General features: G+C 62.0%; 16 protein-coding genes. 9 read left to right on the top strand and 7 right to left on the bottom strand.

Annotated features, from left to right (window positions below):
• Positions 1-66 precede the first annotated feature (66 nt).
• Positions 67-966: a lipid A hydroxylase LpxO gene (lpxO, locus tag OCX61_RS16940; RefSeq protein ID WP_085674219.1), complete on the bottom strand. Its 900-nt coding sequence runs from the start codon at positions 964-966 to the stop codon at positions 67-69.
• A gap of 158 nt (positions 967-1124) precedes the next feature.
• Here lpxO and thpR point away from each other — a divergent pair, with 158 nt between their 5' ends.
• Positions 1125-1670, top strand: coding sequence for an RNA 2',3'-cyclic phosphodiesterase (thpR, locus tag OCX61_RS16935; protein ID WP_261940552.1), 546 nt, complete (start codon positions 1125-1127; stop codon positions 1668-1670).
• 20 nt (positions 1671-1690) lie between these two features.
• On the opposite strand, the gene OCX61_RS16930 is transcribed toward thpR, so the two are convergent.
• Both OCX61_RS16930 and OCX61_RS16925 read right to left on the bottom strand, forming a co-directional pair.
• A complete protein-coding gene (locus OCX61_RS16930; protein WP_261940551.1) occupies positions 1691-2872 on the bottom strand; it encodes an MFS transporter in 1182 nt (393 codons plus the stop codon).
• Positions 2865-3677 (bottom strand): alpha/beta fold hydrolase, encoded by an 813-nt coding sequence (locus OCX61_RS16925; protein ID WP_261940550.1) that lies wholly within the window; start codon positions 3675-3677, stop codon positions 2865-2867. The genes OCX61_RS16930 and OCX61_RS16925 overlap by 8 nt, the downstream gene beginning before the upstream one ends.
• Positions 3678-3802: 125 nt before the next feature.
• On the opposite strand from OCX61_RS16925, the gene OCX61_RS16920 reads away from it, so the two are divergent.
• From OCX61_RS16920 to OCX61_RS16895, 6 genes are all read left to right on the top strand, one after another.
• Positions 3803-4309 carry a MarR family winged helix-turn-helix transcriptional regulator gene (locus OCX61_RS16920; RefSeq protein WP_261940549.1) on the top strand — a complete coding sequence of 169 codons (507 nt, stop codon included), beginning with the start codon at positions 3803-3805 and terminating at the stop codon, positions 4307-4309.
• A gap of 25 nt (positions 4310-4334) precedes the next feature.
• Positions 4335-5270, top strand: coding sequence for a LysR family transcriptional regulator (locus OCX61_RS16915; RefSeq protein WP_261940548.1), 936 nt, complete (start codon positions 4335-4337; stop codon positions 5268-5270).
• A gap of 131 nt (positions 5271-5401) precedes the next feature.
• The gene (locus tag OCX61_RS16910; protein ID WP_261940547.1) at positions 5402-6334 is read left to right on the top strand and encodes a TauD/TfdA family dioxygenase; all 933 of its coding nucleotides are present in this window, start codon (positions 5402-5404) and stop codon (positions 6332-6334) included.
• Positions 6331-7812 (top strand): AMP-binding protein, encoded by a 1482-nt coding sequence (locus tag OCX61_RS16905; RefSeq protein WP_261940546.1) that lies wholly within the window; start codon positions 6331-6333, stop codon positions 7810-7812. The genes OCX61_RS16910 and OCX61_RS16905 overlap by 4 nt, the downstream gene beginning before the upstream one ends.
• A gap of 12 nt (positions 7813-7824) precedes the next feature.
• Positions 7825-8430 (top strand): thermostable hemolysin, encoded by a 606-nt coding sequence (locus OCX61_RS16900; RefSeq protein ID WP_261940545.1) that lies wholly within the window; start codon positions 7825-7827, stop codon positions 8428-8430.
• Positions 8431-8478: 48 nt separating this feature from the next.
• Positions 8479-9669 carry a multidrug effflux MFS transporter gene (locus tag OCX61_RS16895; protein ID WP_261940544.1) on the top strand — a complete coding sequence of 397 codons (1191 nt, stop codon included), beginning with the start codon at positions 8479-8481 and terminating at the stop codon, positions 9667-9669.
• Positions 9670-9784: 115 nt separating this feature from the next.
• On the opposite strand, the gene OCX61_RS16890 is transcribed toward OCX61_RS16895, so the two are convergent.
• Positions 9785-10690 (bottom strand): AraC family transcriptional regulator, encoded by a 906-nt coding sequence (locus OCX61_RS16890; RefSeq protein ID WP_261940543.1) that lies wholly within the window; start codon positions 10688-10690, stop codon positions 9785-9787.
• Positions 10691-10870: 180 nt separating this feature from the next.
• Between OCX61_RS16890 and calA the strand changes: the two genes are divergently transcribed.
• Both calA and OCX61_RS16880 read left to right on the top strand, forming a co-directional pair.
• Positions 10871-11923, top strand: coding sequence for a vanillin reductase (gene calA, locus OCX61_RS16885; protein ID WP_261940542.1), 1053 nt, complete (start codon positions 10871-10873; stop codon positions 11921-11923).
• Positions 11924-12110: 187 nt separating this feature from the next.
• Complete coding sequence (locus tag OCX61_RS16880; RefSeq protein ID WP_261940541.1) at positions 12111-13310, top strand: sugar transporter; 1200 nt, start codon at positions 12111-12113, stop codon at positions 13308-13310.
• A 63-nt stretch (positions 13311-13373) separates the two neighbouring features.
• On the opposite strand, the gene OCX61_RS16875 is transcribed toward OCX61_RS16880, so the two are convergent.
• Genes OCX61_RS16875 through OCX61_RS16865 form a run of 3 tightly spaced genes read right to left on the bottom strand, consistent with a single transcriptional unit; the run spans position 13374 to position 15797 of the window.
• A complete protein-coding gene (locus OCX61_RS16875; RefSeq protein ID WP_261940540.1) occupies positions 13374-13958 on the bottom strand; it encodes a LysE family translocator in 585 nt (194 codons plus the stop codon).
• A 50-nt stretch (positions 13959-14008) separates the two neighbouring features.
• The gene (locus OCX61_RS16870; RefSeq protein WP_261940539.1) at positions 14009-14839 is read right to left on the bottom strand and encodes an AraC family transcriptional regulator; all 831 of its coding nucleotides are present in this window, start codon (positions 14837-14839) and stop codon (positions 14009-14011) included.
• 58 nt (positions 14840-14897) lie between these two features.
• Positions 14898-15797, bottom strand: a complete 900-nt coding sequence (locus OCX61_RS16865; RefSeq protein WP_261940538.1) for a LysR family transcriptional regulator — start codon at positions 15795-15797, stop codon at positions 14898-14900.
• Between the last annotated feature and the right edge of the window lie 69 nt (positions 15798-15866).

Here is a 15866-nt window from a genome sequence, read left to right as displayed (position 1 = left end):
AGGAGCTTTCAGGCTAGTCGAATTTGCGCCTGTCGCCGGCAGCCGGTGACAGGCGCAAGCGGGCCATCAGATGTAGACGAACACCAGCACCAGGGCTGCGACCACCAGCCACTTCTCCAGGTAGTAGCGCATGCGGTTGCGCTTCTTCAGCGCCTTGCCACGCTCGCGGATCTTGTAGATGCGGGTGAACAGGCGGTTGATGCCGCCGGTCTTGTCGCCGGCATCGTTGGGCGCGGCGGCAGCGGCCATGACGTTACGGCTGAACCAGCGGTTGAACGCGGTGGCCCAGCGGTACTTCAGCGGGCGCTCGATGTCGCAGAACAGGATGATGCGGTTGTGCTCGGTGGTGTTGGCTGCATAGTGGATGTAGGTCTCGTCGAAGACCACGCCCTCGCCATCGCGCCAGGAGTATTTCTCGCCGTCCACATCGATGTAGCAGCCGTCATCGTTGGGCGTGTCCAGGCCAAGGTGGAAGCGGTACGAGCCGGCATACGGGTCACGGTGACGGACCAGCTTGGCGCCCGGTGGCAGGGTGGCGAACATCGCCGCCTTGACCGTGCCGATGCCTTGCAGCAGCTCGGTGGTGCGTGGGCACAGGGTCATGGCCGACGGGTGGCTTTCGCCGTACCACTTCAGGTAGAAGCGCTTCCAGCCGGTCTTGAAGAACGAATTGAAACCGACATCGTCATAATTGTCGGACTTCTTGATTTCGCCCACGTGCAGCAGCTGCTGGGCTTCGGCGCGGATCTCCTGCCAGTGATCCTTGAGCGGCTGCAGCTCGGGGAAGGCTTCCACCGGCAGGTAAGGCTTGGCCGGGTGCTTGGAGAACAGATACAGGAAGCTGTTGACCGGGGCCAGGAAGCTGGAGTGGTCGCCCAGCTGACGGGTCAGCTTGTGGCGTACCCGACCGCGCAGGTGAACATAGGCGATCGAGAGGACGAAGATCAGTACGAGTGCAATTTTCATGGACGGTTACTTGTCGAAAAATGGCCATGCGCCATGGCATAAGTCCGGCAGCATAAACAATCATGGGGGGAGTTTGTACATATTGTTACGCCAATGCCGGATGACTTTGGTGTAATGGCCTATGGTGTGCGCAAACGATTCGTGCAGTGGAGATCGCCATGGTCCAGGACATTCGCCCCAGTGGCGCCCCCTTCAAACGCCTGTTTTTCGCCTTGCCCGTCAGCGACGCCCAACGCCGTGCGATAAGCCAGTGGCGGCGCGGTCTGGGCCTGCGCAGCGGCAAGCCGGTGCCCAGCGAAAACTTCCATCTGACCTTGCTGTTTCTGGGTGATGTGGATGCGGCCCAGGTGCCTGCCGTGTGCGCGGCGGTGGACAACCTGGCGCGGCCGGGCGCGCCGTTGCGCTTGCTGCTGGATCAGCTGAAAACCTGGCCGCGGGCCAATGTGTTGGTGCTGGAACCACAGGAAACGCCAGCTGCCTTGCGCCAGTTGGTCTATGGCCTGCAACAGGCGTTGTTGCCGCTGGGGTTCGAGGAACAGGCCCGTGACTACCGCCCGCACCTCACCTTGTCACGGGACTTCCACGGCCAGGCCCCGGAGGCGGCCGTGGCACCTGATTTCCATTTCAGCGCCAGGCACTTCACCCTGTACGAATCGCGCAAAGGCCGTTACTGGCCGCTGGCGCAGTGGCCGTTGGCAGACTGACTGCAGGAGGCCACTGGCACTTACCGGTTCATGCTCTGCGGGGCGCATTCTGGCGAATGCCTGGTTGTTGGGCGCAGCAGGGCGGACAGCCCCAGTAGCAGCAAGGTGCCAATGACCATTATTGCCCAAGCCCAGTGCAAGGAACTGAGGTGGTCGCGCACTACACCGGCCATCAGCGGTACGGTGGCGGCAATCAGGTAGCCACCACCTTGTACGAATGCCAGGAGTGCACCGGCTTGCGCTGGCGAGTCGGCGTGGTCGAGGGTGACGATGAGCGAAAGCGGGAAAAGTGCACCGATGCCCAGCCCCAGGCATATAGTGGCCGCTATCGCGAGCTGCAGCGGAGCGATCATCAAGCATGCCAAGCCCACAAGTAGCAGGATTATCACCATCGTCAGCGGCTGCCTTCGGTCGGGGTAGCGTTGAATGAGGGCTGAAACCAGCAGGCCGGCGAAGACTTCCGTCAGAGTAAGGGCTGCCAACAGGTAACCGGCATCAGCGGCAGTCCAGCCCAATTCGACATAGAACGGCGCAAGCCAGGCAAGCACCAGCGTATAGGCCCCGGTACCAAGACCGAAGAACAACAGCAGCAACCAGGCTCGCCCGTTTCTGTATGGCAAGCGGGCATCGCTGCGGCTAACGGGGTGGCGACCGACGGCGAACAACCAGGCGAGCAATCCGAGCAATGCCGGCAAAGCCGCCACCCCCAAGGTCAGCTGCCAACCCATCAGGGCCGCGCCAGGGGCCGCAAAGGCGGCGGCCAGAGCTGCGCCGCCCATGATGCCCGTGGTGAACAACCCCATCAGCATACCCCCGCTATCAGGGTGACTGCGCTTGATGAACGCGGGCATCAATGCCTGGATCACTGCAATGCCGACACCTCCCAGAGCCGCTGTGGCGATCAGTGCCGAACTCGACGTTACATAGGCCCTCGCGGCGCAACTCATGGCAATCAGCGAGATACCCAGCGCCACGCCGTTGACTTCACCCGCAAGGCGCAGCAGCCATGGGCCGGAGAGCGCAAACAGGCCCATCATCATGACCGGCAGAGTCGTCAGCAGGCCGCCTTCTGCGTTGCTCAGGCCCAGTTCATGCTGCAGTGTTCCCAGCAATGGGCCGATGGCGGCCATGATGGGGCGCAGGTTCAATCCGATCAGGACGGCCAACAAGCCGACGCACGCTTTGTTTGGCAGGTTACGCATCGTGAGGTTGCTCCTGCAGGAAGGCACCTATCGCCAGGTTGAAGGCATGGGCGTGGGGGATGTTGAACACATGGCCGTCGCCCGCCAGGGTTATCTGTCGGGCGTGAGCGATGCGGAGGCTGATTTCCTCGGCTTCCGAGCGTGGGCTCATGGAGTCTCCTTCGGCTGCGAGCACCAGGGTCGCGGCTTGGATAAGCGGCAACTGGTTGCTGACGTCGAAGTGCTTCATGCCATTGCACCAGCGGATCTGGTCTTGCGCGGACAATTGAGCGGCTTGGGCATGCCAAGCCTGGTAGAGCCGCTGGCCGCGGGCAGAGTCCGCGAAATCTGCACCGACCAACGCCGGCCAGGTTGACTTGAATCGCTTCAGGCATCCATCCGTCTGCCGCAGGCCTGCGGCCCAGTCATCGAGCATCCTCTGCCGATGTGAAGTGTTCATGGTGACGAACGTACCGGCGACGACCAGTTTCTGCACCGCTTGCGGAGCATGACAGGCCATTTCGAGTGCCACCATCCCGCCCAGTGACAGGCCGATCAGGTGTGTGCTGTCGAGCCCCAAGTGATCGAGCAGTGCCAGCATCTCCAGTGCCTGGGTATGTGCTGTGATACCTTCGGGCGTTTCACTGGACGCGCCGTGGCCCAGTAGGTCGGATACGATGACGCGATGGCCGAGGCCAAGCAGCGCGCTGACCTGAGGTATCCAGGCCCGCCCGCTGTTACCGAGGCCGTGCAATAGCAAAACCGGGCTGCCGGCGCCTGCGTCGTAATAGTAATGTCGATGCTGTCCGTGTGTGAAAAATGCCATGTGTATCTCCTGATCCTTCAGCCACATGCCCGTCAAGATAGCTTAACGTTAAGATAGTTTAAAGGCGTCGGGGTTCAGGAATGTGCACGGGTTAACGTTGATAATTTGCACGATCGAGGGAAGCGATGAATGACCATGTGGATTTCGTGGTGGCACAATGGGCACAGGCGATGCCCTCAGTGGATGTCACATCCATGGAGGTATTCGGGCGTATGGTGCGCATTCAGAAACACCTGGAACGCATGCGTGCCGAAGCGTTGGCACAGTACGGATTCAAGGAAGGTGAGTTCGATGTGCTGGCAACGCTGCGTCGAGCAGGGGCGCCGTACCGCTTGACGCCAACTGAACTGTATCGTTCGTTGCTCATCACTTCGGGGGCCATGACCAACCGGCTGGCTCGGCTGGAAAGCGCCGGGATGGTCGAGCGTATTGCCGACAGCCACGACAAGCGCAGTTATCAGGTTGCACTGACCGCCGGGGGGAGGGCATTGATCGAGAGGGCCGTCCTTACACATACCGAGATTCAAGAGTTGGTGTTGGCCCCTTTGGATGCACAGCAGCGGGCAGTTTTTGCACAATTGCTGAAGCAGTTGCTCGCGCATCTACCCGGCGAGGGGGCTCCCACTCAATGAACTGGAATATTCAGGAGGAATTTCCATGCTTCACAGCAACTACCTCAAGCAATTGGACCTGCAGGACATCGTGGTGTTTCTCAACTTGCTGGAGCTGCGTAGCGCCAAGCGCACTGCCGAGCTGATGAGTGTCAGCCAGCCCACGGTCAGCTATTGCCTCAAGCGCCTGCGCGGGTGTTTTGACGACACGTTGTTTTCTTCTTCGCAGGGTGTGCTTCAGCCGACCACCAAGGCTGAGAAGATCGCTCCCTATCTGCGGGTGGTGGTCGAGTCCGTCAACCGCTGCGCAGAAGACGACAGCGCGGTGTCGCTGCAAGCCGTGCGTAAGATCTGGAGACTTTGTGCCCCGGAATATTTTGAACTGTCATTCCTGCCTCAGGCCCTGGCGGTGCTGTCTCGCACCCATGGCAACACGTCGCTGCATCTGGATCGCCTGAGCCGTGACCTCCCGGTGGACCGGCTGATTTCGGGTGAAATTGATATTGCCATCGGTTTTGGACCGGGCTATCACCAGATGCACCCCGAACTGCAATGGCAGGCGGTGATCAACGATGATTTCGTATGTCTGACCAGCCTGGACGCGCTGGTGAACGATGGTGCAATGAGCCTGGATGAGTTTTGTGCCTCGCCCCATGTATTCCCCACGCCATGGATCTCGGAAAAGAACATGGTCGACAGCTGGTTAGACAAAGTGGGACGCTCGCGCAATGTGCTGGTGCGCGCCAACGGCTATCAGGCCTGCGTGAACATCGTTGCCGCGGTGCCTGCCACCGTTGCGTTACCTGCGCGGTTGTTACCGCTGTTGCGGATCCCCGCGCAAGTGAAAGTCTGCCAGCCGCCGCTTGGCTTTCCCAGCTTCACCTTGGACATGATCTGGGCGCGCGATCGCAGCGACAGCAAAGATCTTTCCAGCTTGCGCGGGTTGATCGAGCAAGTCGCCGAGGCGTTGCTGACGGATTGATGAAACGGATTTTTAATTTTTTACAACGCATTTAGATTTCTTAAAACCAGCCATGTACTCATTTCACTTACTGTGTAGTCATCAGGTAGCGGACGTTCTACCTGAACCCACACTTCACGGAGGAATGAGTCATGCTGGCGCACGTGCAACCCCTGGTACTTCCTTATTATCGGCAGCCGACGCCTTGCTACGGTTTCGAATGTGTAATCGCTGTCGATCGTGACAGCCGCGTTTGTGATTCGATCAGCGGTGAAGGACTGTACGAAGACCTGGCCCATAGCGGTGCGGTCATTTACCGTAACTTTGCAGATAGTCTTACTGACTTTAATGAATTCGTCAGTGCACACTCTTCGCGCGTCACCTTTGACCCTGCACGCAAGGCGGCCACGTCGAATACTGCGGAAATCGAGGCGGGCGTGCATGAAATGGGGCTGCACCGCGAAAACGGAAACCTGCCGTTCAATCCTGACGTGCAGTGGTTCTATTGCCTGGAAGCGGCTTCTGTCGGATCGCAAACTACGCTCTGTGATGGCCAACGCGTGCTGTTCGACTTGTCGGCGAAAACCCGAAAGTTATTTGAGCAGCGCGAAATTCGATACAGCCGGCGTATTCCGTGGCAAAACGTAAAACGATTCCTGAGCATTGAACTGCAATTGCCGTTGGAGGCGATAACGGACGAGCATCTGCAGCAAGTCAATGAGCAGGTCGACGGGCAAACTTATCGTCGCATCGACCAAAACCTCATCGCCTCGGAACTGATTATTTCAGCCGTGGAAACCAGTTGCTTCAGCGGCCGCAAAGCGTTCTGCAATTCGATGCTTGGCCCCAGTGTCAATTACGAACCGCCACGTATAACGTGGGCGGATGGGGAGGATATCTCGCTTGAAATATGGGATGAAATCAAGGAGGTGACGGAGCGCAATACCTACAGCCATTTCTGGCAGAAGGGCGACATCATTGTCATCGATAACACGCGCGTCATGCACGGCCGCCGCCGGCTGGACGATACTTCGCGTCGCATTTTCGGCGCTCAGAGCTATCGCATCGGGGGTACCGGCCAATGATCAGCAAGAAAATGCAGGATTACCTGGCAGGAACGCCCGACCGCGTCGTCATCCGTGAAATGGGCGGGCGTGAAATTACCTTGCACGAATTGCGGCGTGATGTGGTGCGCCTGGCGAATGCGCTTGAAGGCCGTGTGGGGCGCTGCGAACGCAAGGTATTCGGTATCGCCATGCGCTCTTGTTACGAATGGGTCTACACGTTACTGGCGATTCAAAAAATCGGTGCAGTACTGTTGCCCGTGCCAATCGAGTTTTCCGATGATCAGATCGGCAGCCTGCTGGGCAAGGCTGCAGCGGTACTGGTCAGCGATGAGAAAACCGCTAGCCGCCTGCACAGCATTCTGCCGGACAAGCCTTGCTTCATTCCAGGCCAACTGATGACCCAGGCTATCGGCGATGAGTGGCGCAACGAAGACGAATTGATGCCGGACGGCATCGTATCGATCATCCATACCTCAGGTACCACCTCGAAACCCAAGGGGGTGATGATTCGCGACGAAGCGGTCGGCCTGTTGGTGGACAACGTGATGAAGCGCTTGCCACAGCAACCGTTGCACTACTTCTCCATCGTACCCATGAGCTTGTTGATCGAACAGGTGCTCGGCGTGTTCATCCCGATTCTGTCGGGGGGCACCCTGTCCTTGATGCCCGAGGGCGTGCCCGAATACGGCGCGGCAAGTGGCAACGCTGCGCAGTACCTGGAACTCATTGCCCCCAACCAGCCGAACTTCCTGTACTTGCCACCCAAGTTGCTGGAGGAGGCCAACGTGCTGCTGGAGCACTGCTCGGTGCAGCAACTGTTCGGTTCGCAGCGCCCGCATATCATCACGGGTGGCGCGAAGATCCCGGTCATCGTCCTGGAGGCACTGGAGGCCCGTGGTGTGCAGGTGTTCGAGGCCTATGGTCTGAGCGAAAACTCGTCGATCATTTCGCTGAACTCGCCCGCCGAGCGGCGAATCGGCTCTGCCGGCAAGCTCCTCGACGGAATCGAGCCCAAGCTGGTCGATGGCGAGCTGCTGGTCCGCACGCCAACCTTGTGCGCGGGGTATTACAACGCTGACGATACTGCTTGCGATCTGTCCGACGGCTATTTGCATACCGGTGATATCGCCGAGTTCCGCGACGGCTTCCTCTACATCACCGGGCGCAAGAAGCACGTAATCATCCTCTCCACGGCGCGCAACATTTCGCCCGAGTGGGTGGAGAACGTGTACAAGGAAAGCCCGCTGGTGGACGACATGATCGTCATGGGCGAGGGCAAGGACGAGCCCTGCGCCATCGTGCTCAGCACCGCTGGCACTGAGTGTGTGCGTGACGAAATGGCACGTCTGGAGCATCGCCTCGCTGATTTTGCCAGGGTTCGGCAGATTCACGTCATCGAAGATATCGCCCTGTTCCGCGAGCAGTTCTACACCGTTACCGGGCGCCCGCGACGTGCTGAGATCGAAGCTCGCTTCATTGATCAGATGTACGCCTGAGGAGGGAACCCCATGTACATCGTGCGTAATTTCTATAAGGGGCGGCCCGGCTACCGGTGCCTGCAAGAGGCGGTGCGTGCGCATTACCTGAAGCACTATGACGCCACTCCAGAGCCGCAGCCCGATCTGTTCGTCTGCCTGACAGATGCCAACGGAGGGGCCCCGGGCTATGCCTGCGCCGGTATCAGCTATGGCGACTCCGGCAAGCTGTTCAGCGAATACTACCTGGATGAAGGGCTGGATGAACGTTATGGCGTGGACCGCGGGCGCATCGCCGAAGTCGGTGCCTTTGCGTCATTCCGAAGCGGCAGCGGGGCAGGCAAGTACTTGCTCAATAATGTGATCAGCATGTTGGCGCTGCGCAACTTTGGCCTGGTAGTGCTGACCGCGACCGAACAGGTGCGCCAGCTGCTGTTGCCAATTGTCGACAACCTCGACGACCTGGGGAATGCGGACAGAGGGCGAGTCAAGGAGCCTGCCATCAACTGGGGTACCTATTACGAGCAACAGCCACGGGTTGTGGCGTCCCGCTTGTCACCACCCAGCATCTGGACCCGCGCACCCGCACCTGAACTTGGCCTCGCCCAGTCACATTTCACCCGCCAGGCATCGGCCTGATCATGACCCGCGCTGGGCATCACCTTGCCCGGCGCGCTGGAGGTAAGCATGACCGTGACCAAGCGTTACGAGAATTTCATCGTCTTTCTGGCGCCTCTGATCAACAGTGTGGGCGGCATCGCCATCGACCTGTATGCGCCCAGCATTCCCTCCATCGGCCGGGAGTTGTCGGCCAGCCCTGCGCTGATGCAGAACACCATTACCATCACGCTATTGTTCTATGCGATCGGCCAGCTGTTCTTCGGCGTCATGGCCGATGCCCGTGGGCGAAGGCCGGCGGTGCATTTGGGGCTACTGGTGTTTCTTGCCGGCAGCGTGCTTGCCACGGTTGCCACTTCCATAGAGTTGCTGCTGCTGGCCCGTGCACTGCAAGGCTTCGCTATCGGCGCTTGCCAGGTAGTTGCGCGTGCCTTGCTGGTGGACATCGTCAAAGGGCCGCGTTTCTATGTGGCAATCATTTACCTCAGCCTGGCTTTCGGCTTGGGGCCCGTCATTGCACCCTATGTGGGAGGCATGATCGAGGTGCATCTGGGGTGGCGTTACAATTTCGTCCTGTATGCAGTGTACGCGGTGATCGTGCTGGCCTTTGTGCTGGCGGGGCTCAAGGAGTCGTTACCACGCACCGGGCGGCGCAGCCCCTTGCAGACCATCGCTGGCTACCGCTGCATCTTGGCTGACAGCCGTTTTCTTTCCTCGGTGACCGTGCTTGGCTCCAGTTTCTCGGCGTTCCTGTTGTGGAACGTGTTCGGGCCGTATGTTGTCCAGGAGCGGTTGGGGCATAGCGCACAATACTTCGGTACGACGGCGCTCGCCGTGGGTAGCTGCTACCTGGTCGGTACTTTGCTGAACCGGGCGTTGATCCGGCGCGTCAATCCGCAGGTCTTGATGTGGACAGGCATGTCGCTGTTCTTGCTAGGGGTAGCAATGATCGCTGCCAAGCCGAGTGGGCTGAGCCTGGCGAGTATCCTGAGTGGCATCATGTTGGTTGCGTTCGGTCAGGGTTTCATTTTCTCCAATGCCATGGCCCGTTCCATGTCCCTGTTCCCTGATCGAGCAGGTGTTGCGGCAAGCTTGCAAGGCTGCTTGATGTTGATATTTGGCTCGTTAGCCTCAGGCATCGTCAGCACCTTGCAGCTAACGTCAAATCTCGCTATCGCCGGTGTGTTCCTGGTGCTGTGGCTGGTTTCGCTGTCAGGTATGCTGAGTGTGCGGGTACAACAGCAGGCGACGGCGGCCTGAGCCACGGACAGCCATGCAGATCAGCCCTGGGGCTGCGCCGCGTCCTTGGCTTGCCGGGGCAGATCTGTATGGCTATCGCCCTGATGTTGATCTACGGGGCGGTAAAAATCCTGTATCAGACAGGCAGGCTCTGATAGGGCAGTTCATCCCCGGGGCTGCGGGCAAACTGGCGCTTGTACTCGCGGCTGAACTGCGAGGTGCTCTGATAGCCCACCCGGTGCGCCGTCTGCGCCACGCCCAGCCCTTCCCCGATCAGCATCTGCTGCGCCTTGAGCAGGCGCAGGCGCTTGAGGTACTGCATCGGTGCCATGTCGGTGCAGCGCTTGAAGTGCTCGTGGAACGTGGACACGCTCATGTTGGCGCGGGCGGCCAGCGCTTCGACGCTCAGCGGCTCGGTGTAGTGTTCGCGCAGATGGGCGAGGGCCGCACCGATGCGGGCGAAGTGGCCCTGTTGCTCGACCAGCGCCCGCAGCACCCCGGCCTGGGGGCCGCGCAGGGCGGTATACAGCACCTCGCGAATACGCGCCGGGCCCAGCACCTTGGCGTCCACCGGGTCCTGCAGGCAGCGTAGCAGGCGCTCCACTGACTCACGCATCGGTGCATCGAGCGCCGCCGAGGTCATCGACTGTGGCGTCTGCGCCTGTACTGCCGGGTCGGGTGCCAGGTCCATGCTCTGCACCAGCTCGCCCAGCACACTGCGGTCGATGTCCACCGCCACGCCCAGCAGCGGCTCGTCGGGGGTGGCAAAGGTCTCGCACATGAACGGCACCGACAGCGCCTGCACCAGGTAATGCCCGGCACCGTACTCCAGGGTACGCGGCCCCAGGCGCGCCAGTTTGCTGCCCTGGGCCAGGATCATCAGGCTCGGCTCGTAGATCTGCGGGCTGCTGGCCACGTAGTGGTCCCAGCTCAGTACCTGCACCTGGGGCAGGTGCGTGGGCACGAAGCCCGGGCGGGTGGCGAGGCTGCGGATCAGCGCACACAGCGGGGCGTTGGCGTCGACGTGGCGGGTCAGTTGCATGATGAACCAGGGCAGAGAATCAGACAGTGTCATCATCGCAGATTGGCCGCTCAGCGCCAGATGCTCGAGATCAAGTCCGGAGGATCAGGCATGGATGCCGGAGAATCAGCCGTGGGCGGGGAGGGCGCTGGCGAGCAGAATGTGTGGCCTGAATCGTTTCACTTCCCTGTGAGGTCCCCCATGTACACTGCCATCGGCTACGCCGCCCAAACCCCGACCAGCCCCTTGGCCCCCATGACCTTCGAGCGCCGCGCACCGCGCCCGGACGACGTCGCCATCGAGATCCTCTACTGCGGCGTGTGCCACTCCGACATCCACCAGGCGCGCAACGAGTGGGGCATCGCCGTGTACCCGCTGATGCCTGGCCACGAGATCATCGGCCGGGTCACCGCCGTGGGCGACAAGGTCACATCGCACAAGGTCGGCGACCTGGTCGGCGTCGGCTGCATGGTCGATTCCTGCCGCCACTGCGAAGCCTGCGCCAAGGACCTGGAGCAATACTGCCTGGAAGGCCCGACCATGACCTATGCCACCCCGGACCGGGTCGATGGCAGCAATACCATGGGCGGCTACTCCAGCAGCATCGTGGTCAGCGAGCACTTCGTGGTGCGTATTCCGGCCGGCATGGACCTGCCCAGCGCGGCGCCGATCCTCTGCGCGGGCATCACCACCTATTCGCCGCTCAAGCACCATGGCGTCGGCCCCGGCCACAAGGTCGGCATCCTCGGCATGGGTGGCCTGGGCCACATGGGCATCAAGCTGGCAAAGGCCCTGGGCGCCGAAGTGACCTTGTTCACCCGCTCCCCGGCCAAGGCCGAGGAAGCTCGCCGTCAGGGCGCCGACCACGTCATCGTGTCCACCGATGACCAGCAGATGCGTGCCGCCGCCGGCCGTTTCGACTTCCTGCTCGACACCATCCCGGTGCAGCACGACCTCAACCCGTACCTGGAAACCCTGAAGTTCGACGGCGTGCACATTCTGGTCGGCCTGATCGAGCCGATCGACCCGGCCGTACATGCGGCCAACCTGGTGCTCAAGCGTCGGGTGCTGGCCGGTTCGCTGATCGGCGGCATCGCTGAAACCCAGGAGGTGCTGGATTTCTGTGCCGCGCATGGCATCCGTTGCGACATCGAGATGCTCGACATCCGCAACATCAACCAGGCCTATGAGCGCATGATCGCCGGCGATGTGAAGTACCGCTTCGTGATCGACATGGCCACCCTGCAGGGCTGATCGCTGCCCTTGCCGGCCTTTTTTCCAGGGCATTCCGGTGCGCGCCGCGGCCATGGTTGTGAGGCCCTGGCGTGACGCGTACCATGCGGGCAATCCTTCCAATAACAAACCCGTGCCTCAGCGCGGCCGATACTTGGCCCCTGACGCACGTCTTTTCGCCATGCCTGCGGAGAACAGCTTCCCACCCATGAACGGACCCATTCCTACCAACCTGCCCCCGACCACGGGGGGCGGCAGCTGGCTGAGCGTGATCGCCCTGGCCCTGGCGGCCTTCATCTTCAACACCACCGAGTTCGTGCCGGTGGCGCTGCTCAGTGACATCGGCAGCAGCTTCGACATGAGCACCGCGCAGGTCGGCCTGATGCTGACCATCTATGCCTGGGTGGTGGCGCTGGCTTCGCTGCCGATGATGCTGCTTACGCGCAACATCGAGCGCCGGCGCCTGCTGTTGTTCGTGTTCCTGGTGTTCATCCTCAGCCACTTGTTGTCGTGGTTGTCGCAGAGCTTTGCCATGCTGCTGGTCAGCCGCATCGGCATCGCCCTGGCCCATGCCGTGTTCTGGGCGATCACCGCGTCGCTGGCGGTGCGCGTGGCGCCGCCGGGCCAGCAGGCCAAGGCGCTGGGGTTGCTGGCGACGGGCACGACCCTGGCAATGGTGCTGGGCATTCCGCTGGGGCGCGTGGTGGGCGAAGCGCTGGGCTGGCGCATTACCTTCCTCAGCATTGCGGGTGTCGCGCTGGTGACCATGCTGTGCCTGATGAAGTCGCTGCCGTTGCTGCCTAGCCAGAATTCCGGCTCGCTGCGCAGCCTGCCGATCCTGTTCAAGCGCCCGGCACTGGTGATTACCTACCTGCTGGTGACTCTGGTGATCACCGCGCAATTCACCGCCTACAGCTACATCGAGCCCTTTGCCCTGCACGTGGCGCAGATCGGTGGCGAGCGCACCACGCTGTTGCTGCTGTTGTTCGGTGGCGCGGGGGTATTCGGCTCGGTGCTGTTCAGCCGTTACAGCGACCGCTTCCCGCATGGTTTCCTGGTGGGGGCGATCGGTATGTTGGCAGCTTGCCTGCTGTTGCTGCTGCCGTTGTCCGGCAACTTCTATGTGTTCGCGGCGCTGAGCATGTTCTGGGGCGTGGCGATCCTCAGTTTCAGCCTGTCACTGCAGTCCAAGACCCTCAAGCTCGCCTCCGATGCCACCGACGTGGCCATGGCGCTGTTCTCTGGCATCTACAACATCGGCATCGGTGGCGGGGCATTGCTGGGCAGTATCGTCAGTAGCCAGATGGGCGTGGCGGATATCGGCTGGGTTGGAGGCAGCGTGGCGGTGGTCGGTCTGCTGCTGGCCGTGGCCAGTACCCGGCGCTTTCGCGAGGCGCTGAGCCACTGATTTACCTGCATCGGACTCATCGCGGGCTTGCCCGCGATGAGGCCGGTGCAGGCTGGATCAGTTTCAGTTCAACACAGCAGCCCAGGCCGACACCAGCAGCAACCCGGCCAACCCCCGGTTGAACCACAGTAACCGCCCCGGCGCCTGCAACCAGCGCGCACTGCCTGCCCCCAGCACTGCCCACGCCGCCATGCACGGCAACGCAATCAGCAGGAAGACCAACGCCAATTGCCACACCGGCATCGACGGCGCGGCAAACACCCCGATCACCGCCACCGCCATCATCCACACCTTCGGGTTCACCACCTGCAGCGACGCCGCGCTCAAAGGCCCGAACGCCTTGCCCGACGACGCATCCAGCGGTTCACCCGCACCGCGCAACATGCCCAAGGCCAGCCAGCTCAGCCAGATCACCCCCGCCCAGCTCATGGCTTGCTGGGCCAGTGGGTGGCGCATCAGCAATTCACCCAGGCCCAACCCCACCAGCAGCACGACCGCCGCCGCCGAGCCGCAGGCCGCGAGTATCGGTGCCAAGCTGGCGCGCATGCCTTCGCGGGCGCCATGGGCGAGTATCAGCAAGTTGGTCGGCCCAGGGCTGATGCTGGCGACCAGGGCGAAGAGGATGAAGGGCAACAACGATTGCGACATGGTAAACGGCTCCGATTGATCAGAGCCCCATGCTCGCAGCGGGTCCCGCGTCAGTCTGGAAGGTTTGAGCAGCGGCGACGGTAGTCGGCTGGGGTCAGCTGATAAGCGCGCCGGAACCAACGCCCCAGATGGCTCTGGTCGGCAAAGCCCAGCACCATGGCCACCTCGGCGGGGGTCTGGCCTTGGGCGAGCAGGCGCCGGGCGCGGGTCAGGCGCAGCTGGATCAGATAGGCGTGGGGCGCCAGGCCGAAGGCGGCCTTGAAGGCCCGGGTCAGGCGGAAGCGGTCGATCCCGCAGGCCTGTGCCAGCTGCTCCAGGCCGATGTCCTGGTCAAGGTGGGCGTGCAGGTAGTCGCGTGCCCGCTGCGCGGTCAGCGGCAGGCGCGGGTCGGGGTTCAGGCGCTTGCGCCAGTGCAGGTGGCGGGTCAGGCAACTGAGCAGGTCATCGGTGGCGGTTTGCCGCACGATGCGCAGCTCCGGGCCATGCACGGCCTGGAATGCCCGGGCGACGGCGCCGACCAGGCGCGCATCATGGCACAACGGCTCGGCGATGCTGGGCAGGCTGTCGCTCGGTGCCTGTTCGAACAACGTGCGCAGTTCAGCCTCCAGCCAATGGGGCTGCAGGTACAAGGTCGAGTAGGTAAAGCCTTCGGCGGTGGGCGCCTGGCCGTTGTGGATATCGCCAGGCTCGAGCAGGAACACGTGCCCCGGCGTGCTGTTGTGGCGCACCTTGCGGCAATCGAATTGCTGCACGCCCTGCTCGGTGAAGCCCACCAGGAAGCTGTCGTGCCAGTGCGGGTCGTAGGCATGGCCGACAAAATGCGCACGGACCGACTCGATGCCGGTGACGGCGTCTTGCTTGAGGTCGATCCAGTTGCTCATGGCGAGGTGGCCGCTGACGGGTAGGGCAGTTCACCTTACCCCAGATGCCCCAGGGGGTTTAGAACAATTGTGCAGGCTGCAGCGCGGTAAAGCGCTCGCGCAGCCACAGGTGCAACTGTGTCACCGCAGGCGACAGCTGCTTGCGGTGCGGACACACCAGTGTCAACGGCGAGACTTCGCCCTGATGGTCCGGCAGCAGGACTTCCAGCTCCCCGGCGGCGATGTTGGCGCTGACGTCCAGCCACGACTTGTAGACGATGCCTTCACCCTCCAGCGCCCAGCGCCGCACCACGTCGGCGTCATCGCTGACCAGCGGCCCGCGTACCTGTAGGGTGCGGTTGCCAAGCTGCCATTTGTCGAACACGCGGTTGTGTTGCAGGTACAGCAGGCAGTCATGCTGCTGCAGTTCATCGGGCGTGCGGGGGCGGCCGTGGCGGGCCAGGTAGTCGGGCGATGCCACCACCACGCGGCGGTTCCAGGGGGCCAGCGGCAGGGCGATGTAGTTGGCGTCCTGGTTGAGGCCATAGCGGATGGCGATGTCCACCGGGTCGCGGCTGAAATCGGCAATCTGGTCGGAGAGGAAGTAGCGCAGGTTCAGGGCCGGGTGCTCGCGGCGAAACGCGCTGAGCCAAGGCAGCAACAGGTTGCGGCCAATGTCGGAAGGCGCCGATACCTGCACTACCCCGCGCAGGGTGCTGTGGCTGCCGTGAAGCTGCTCGTGGCCCTGGCGCAGGGTGTCCAGCACGCGCTGGGCGGTGGGCAGGTACAGCTCGCCCTCGGCGGTCAGGCGCAGGCTGCGGGTAGTGCGGGCGAACAGACGTACGTCGAGGTCGCGTTCCAGGCGCTTGATCGCGGCGGCCACTTGCCCGGGCAGCAGGTCGGCCTCATGCGCGGCGGCGGTGAAGCTGCCCAGTGCGCTGCTGCGCACGAACAGTTCGAGGTCGGTGAGACGAAGCATTTTCACTCCATGGGTGAAAGTGTTGCTCCATTTTGCCGGTTTTTCTTATCAGCAGGAAAGATAAGATGC

The sequence above is a fragment of the Pseudomonas sp. LRP2-20 genome (assembly GCF_024349685.1).
Lineage (GTDB): Bacteria > Pseudomonadota > Gammaproteobacteria > Pseudomonadales > Pseudomonadaceae > Aquipseudomonas.
This window is presented reverse-complemented; position numbering and strand designations above follow the sequence as displayed.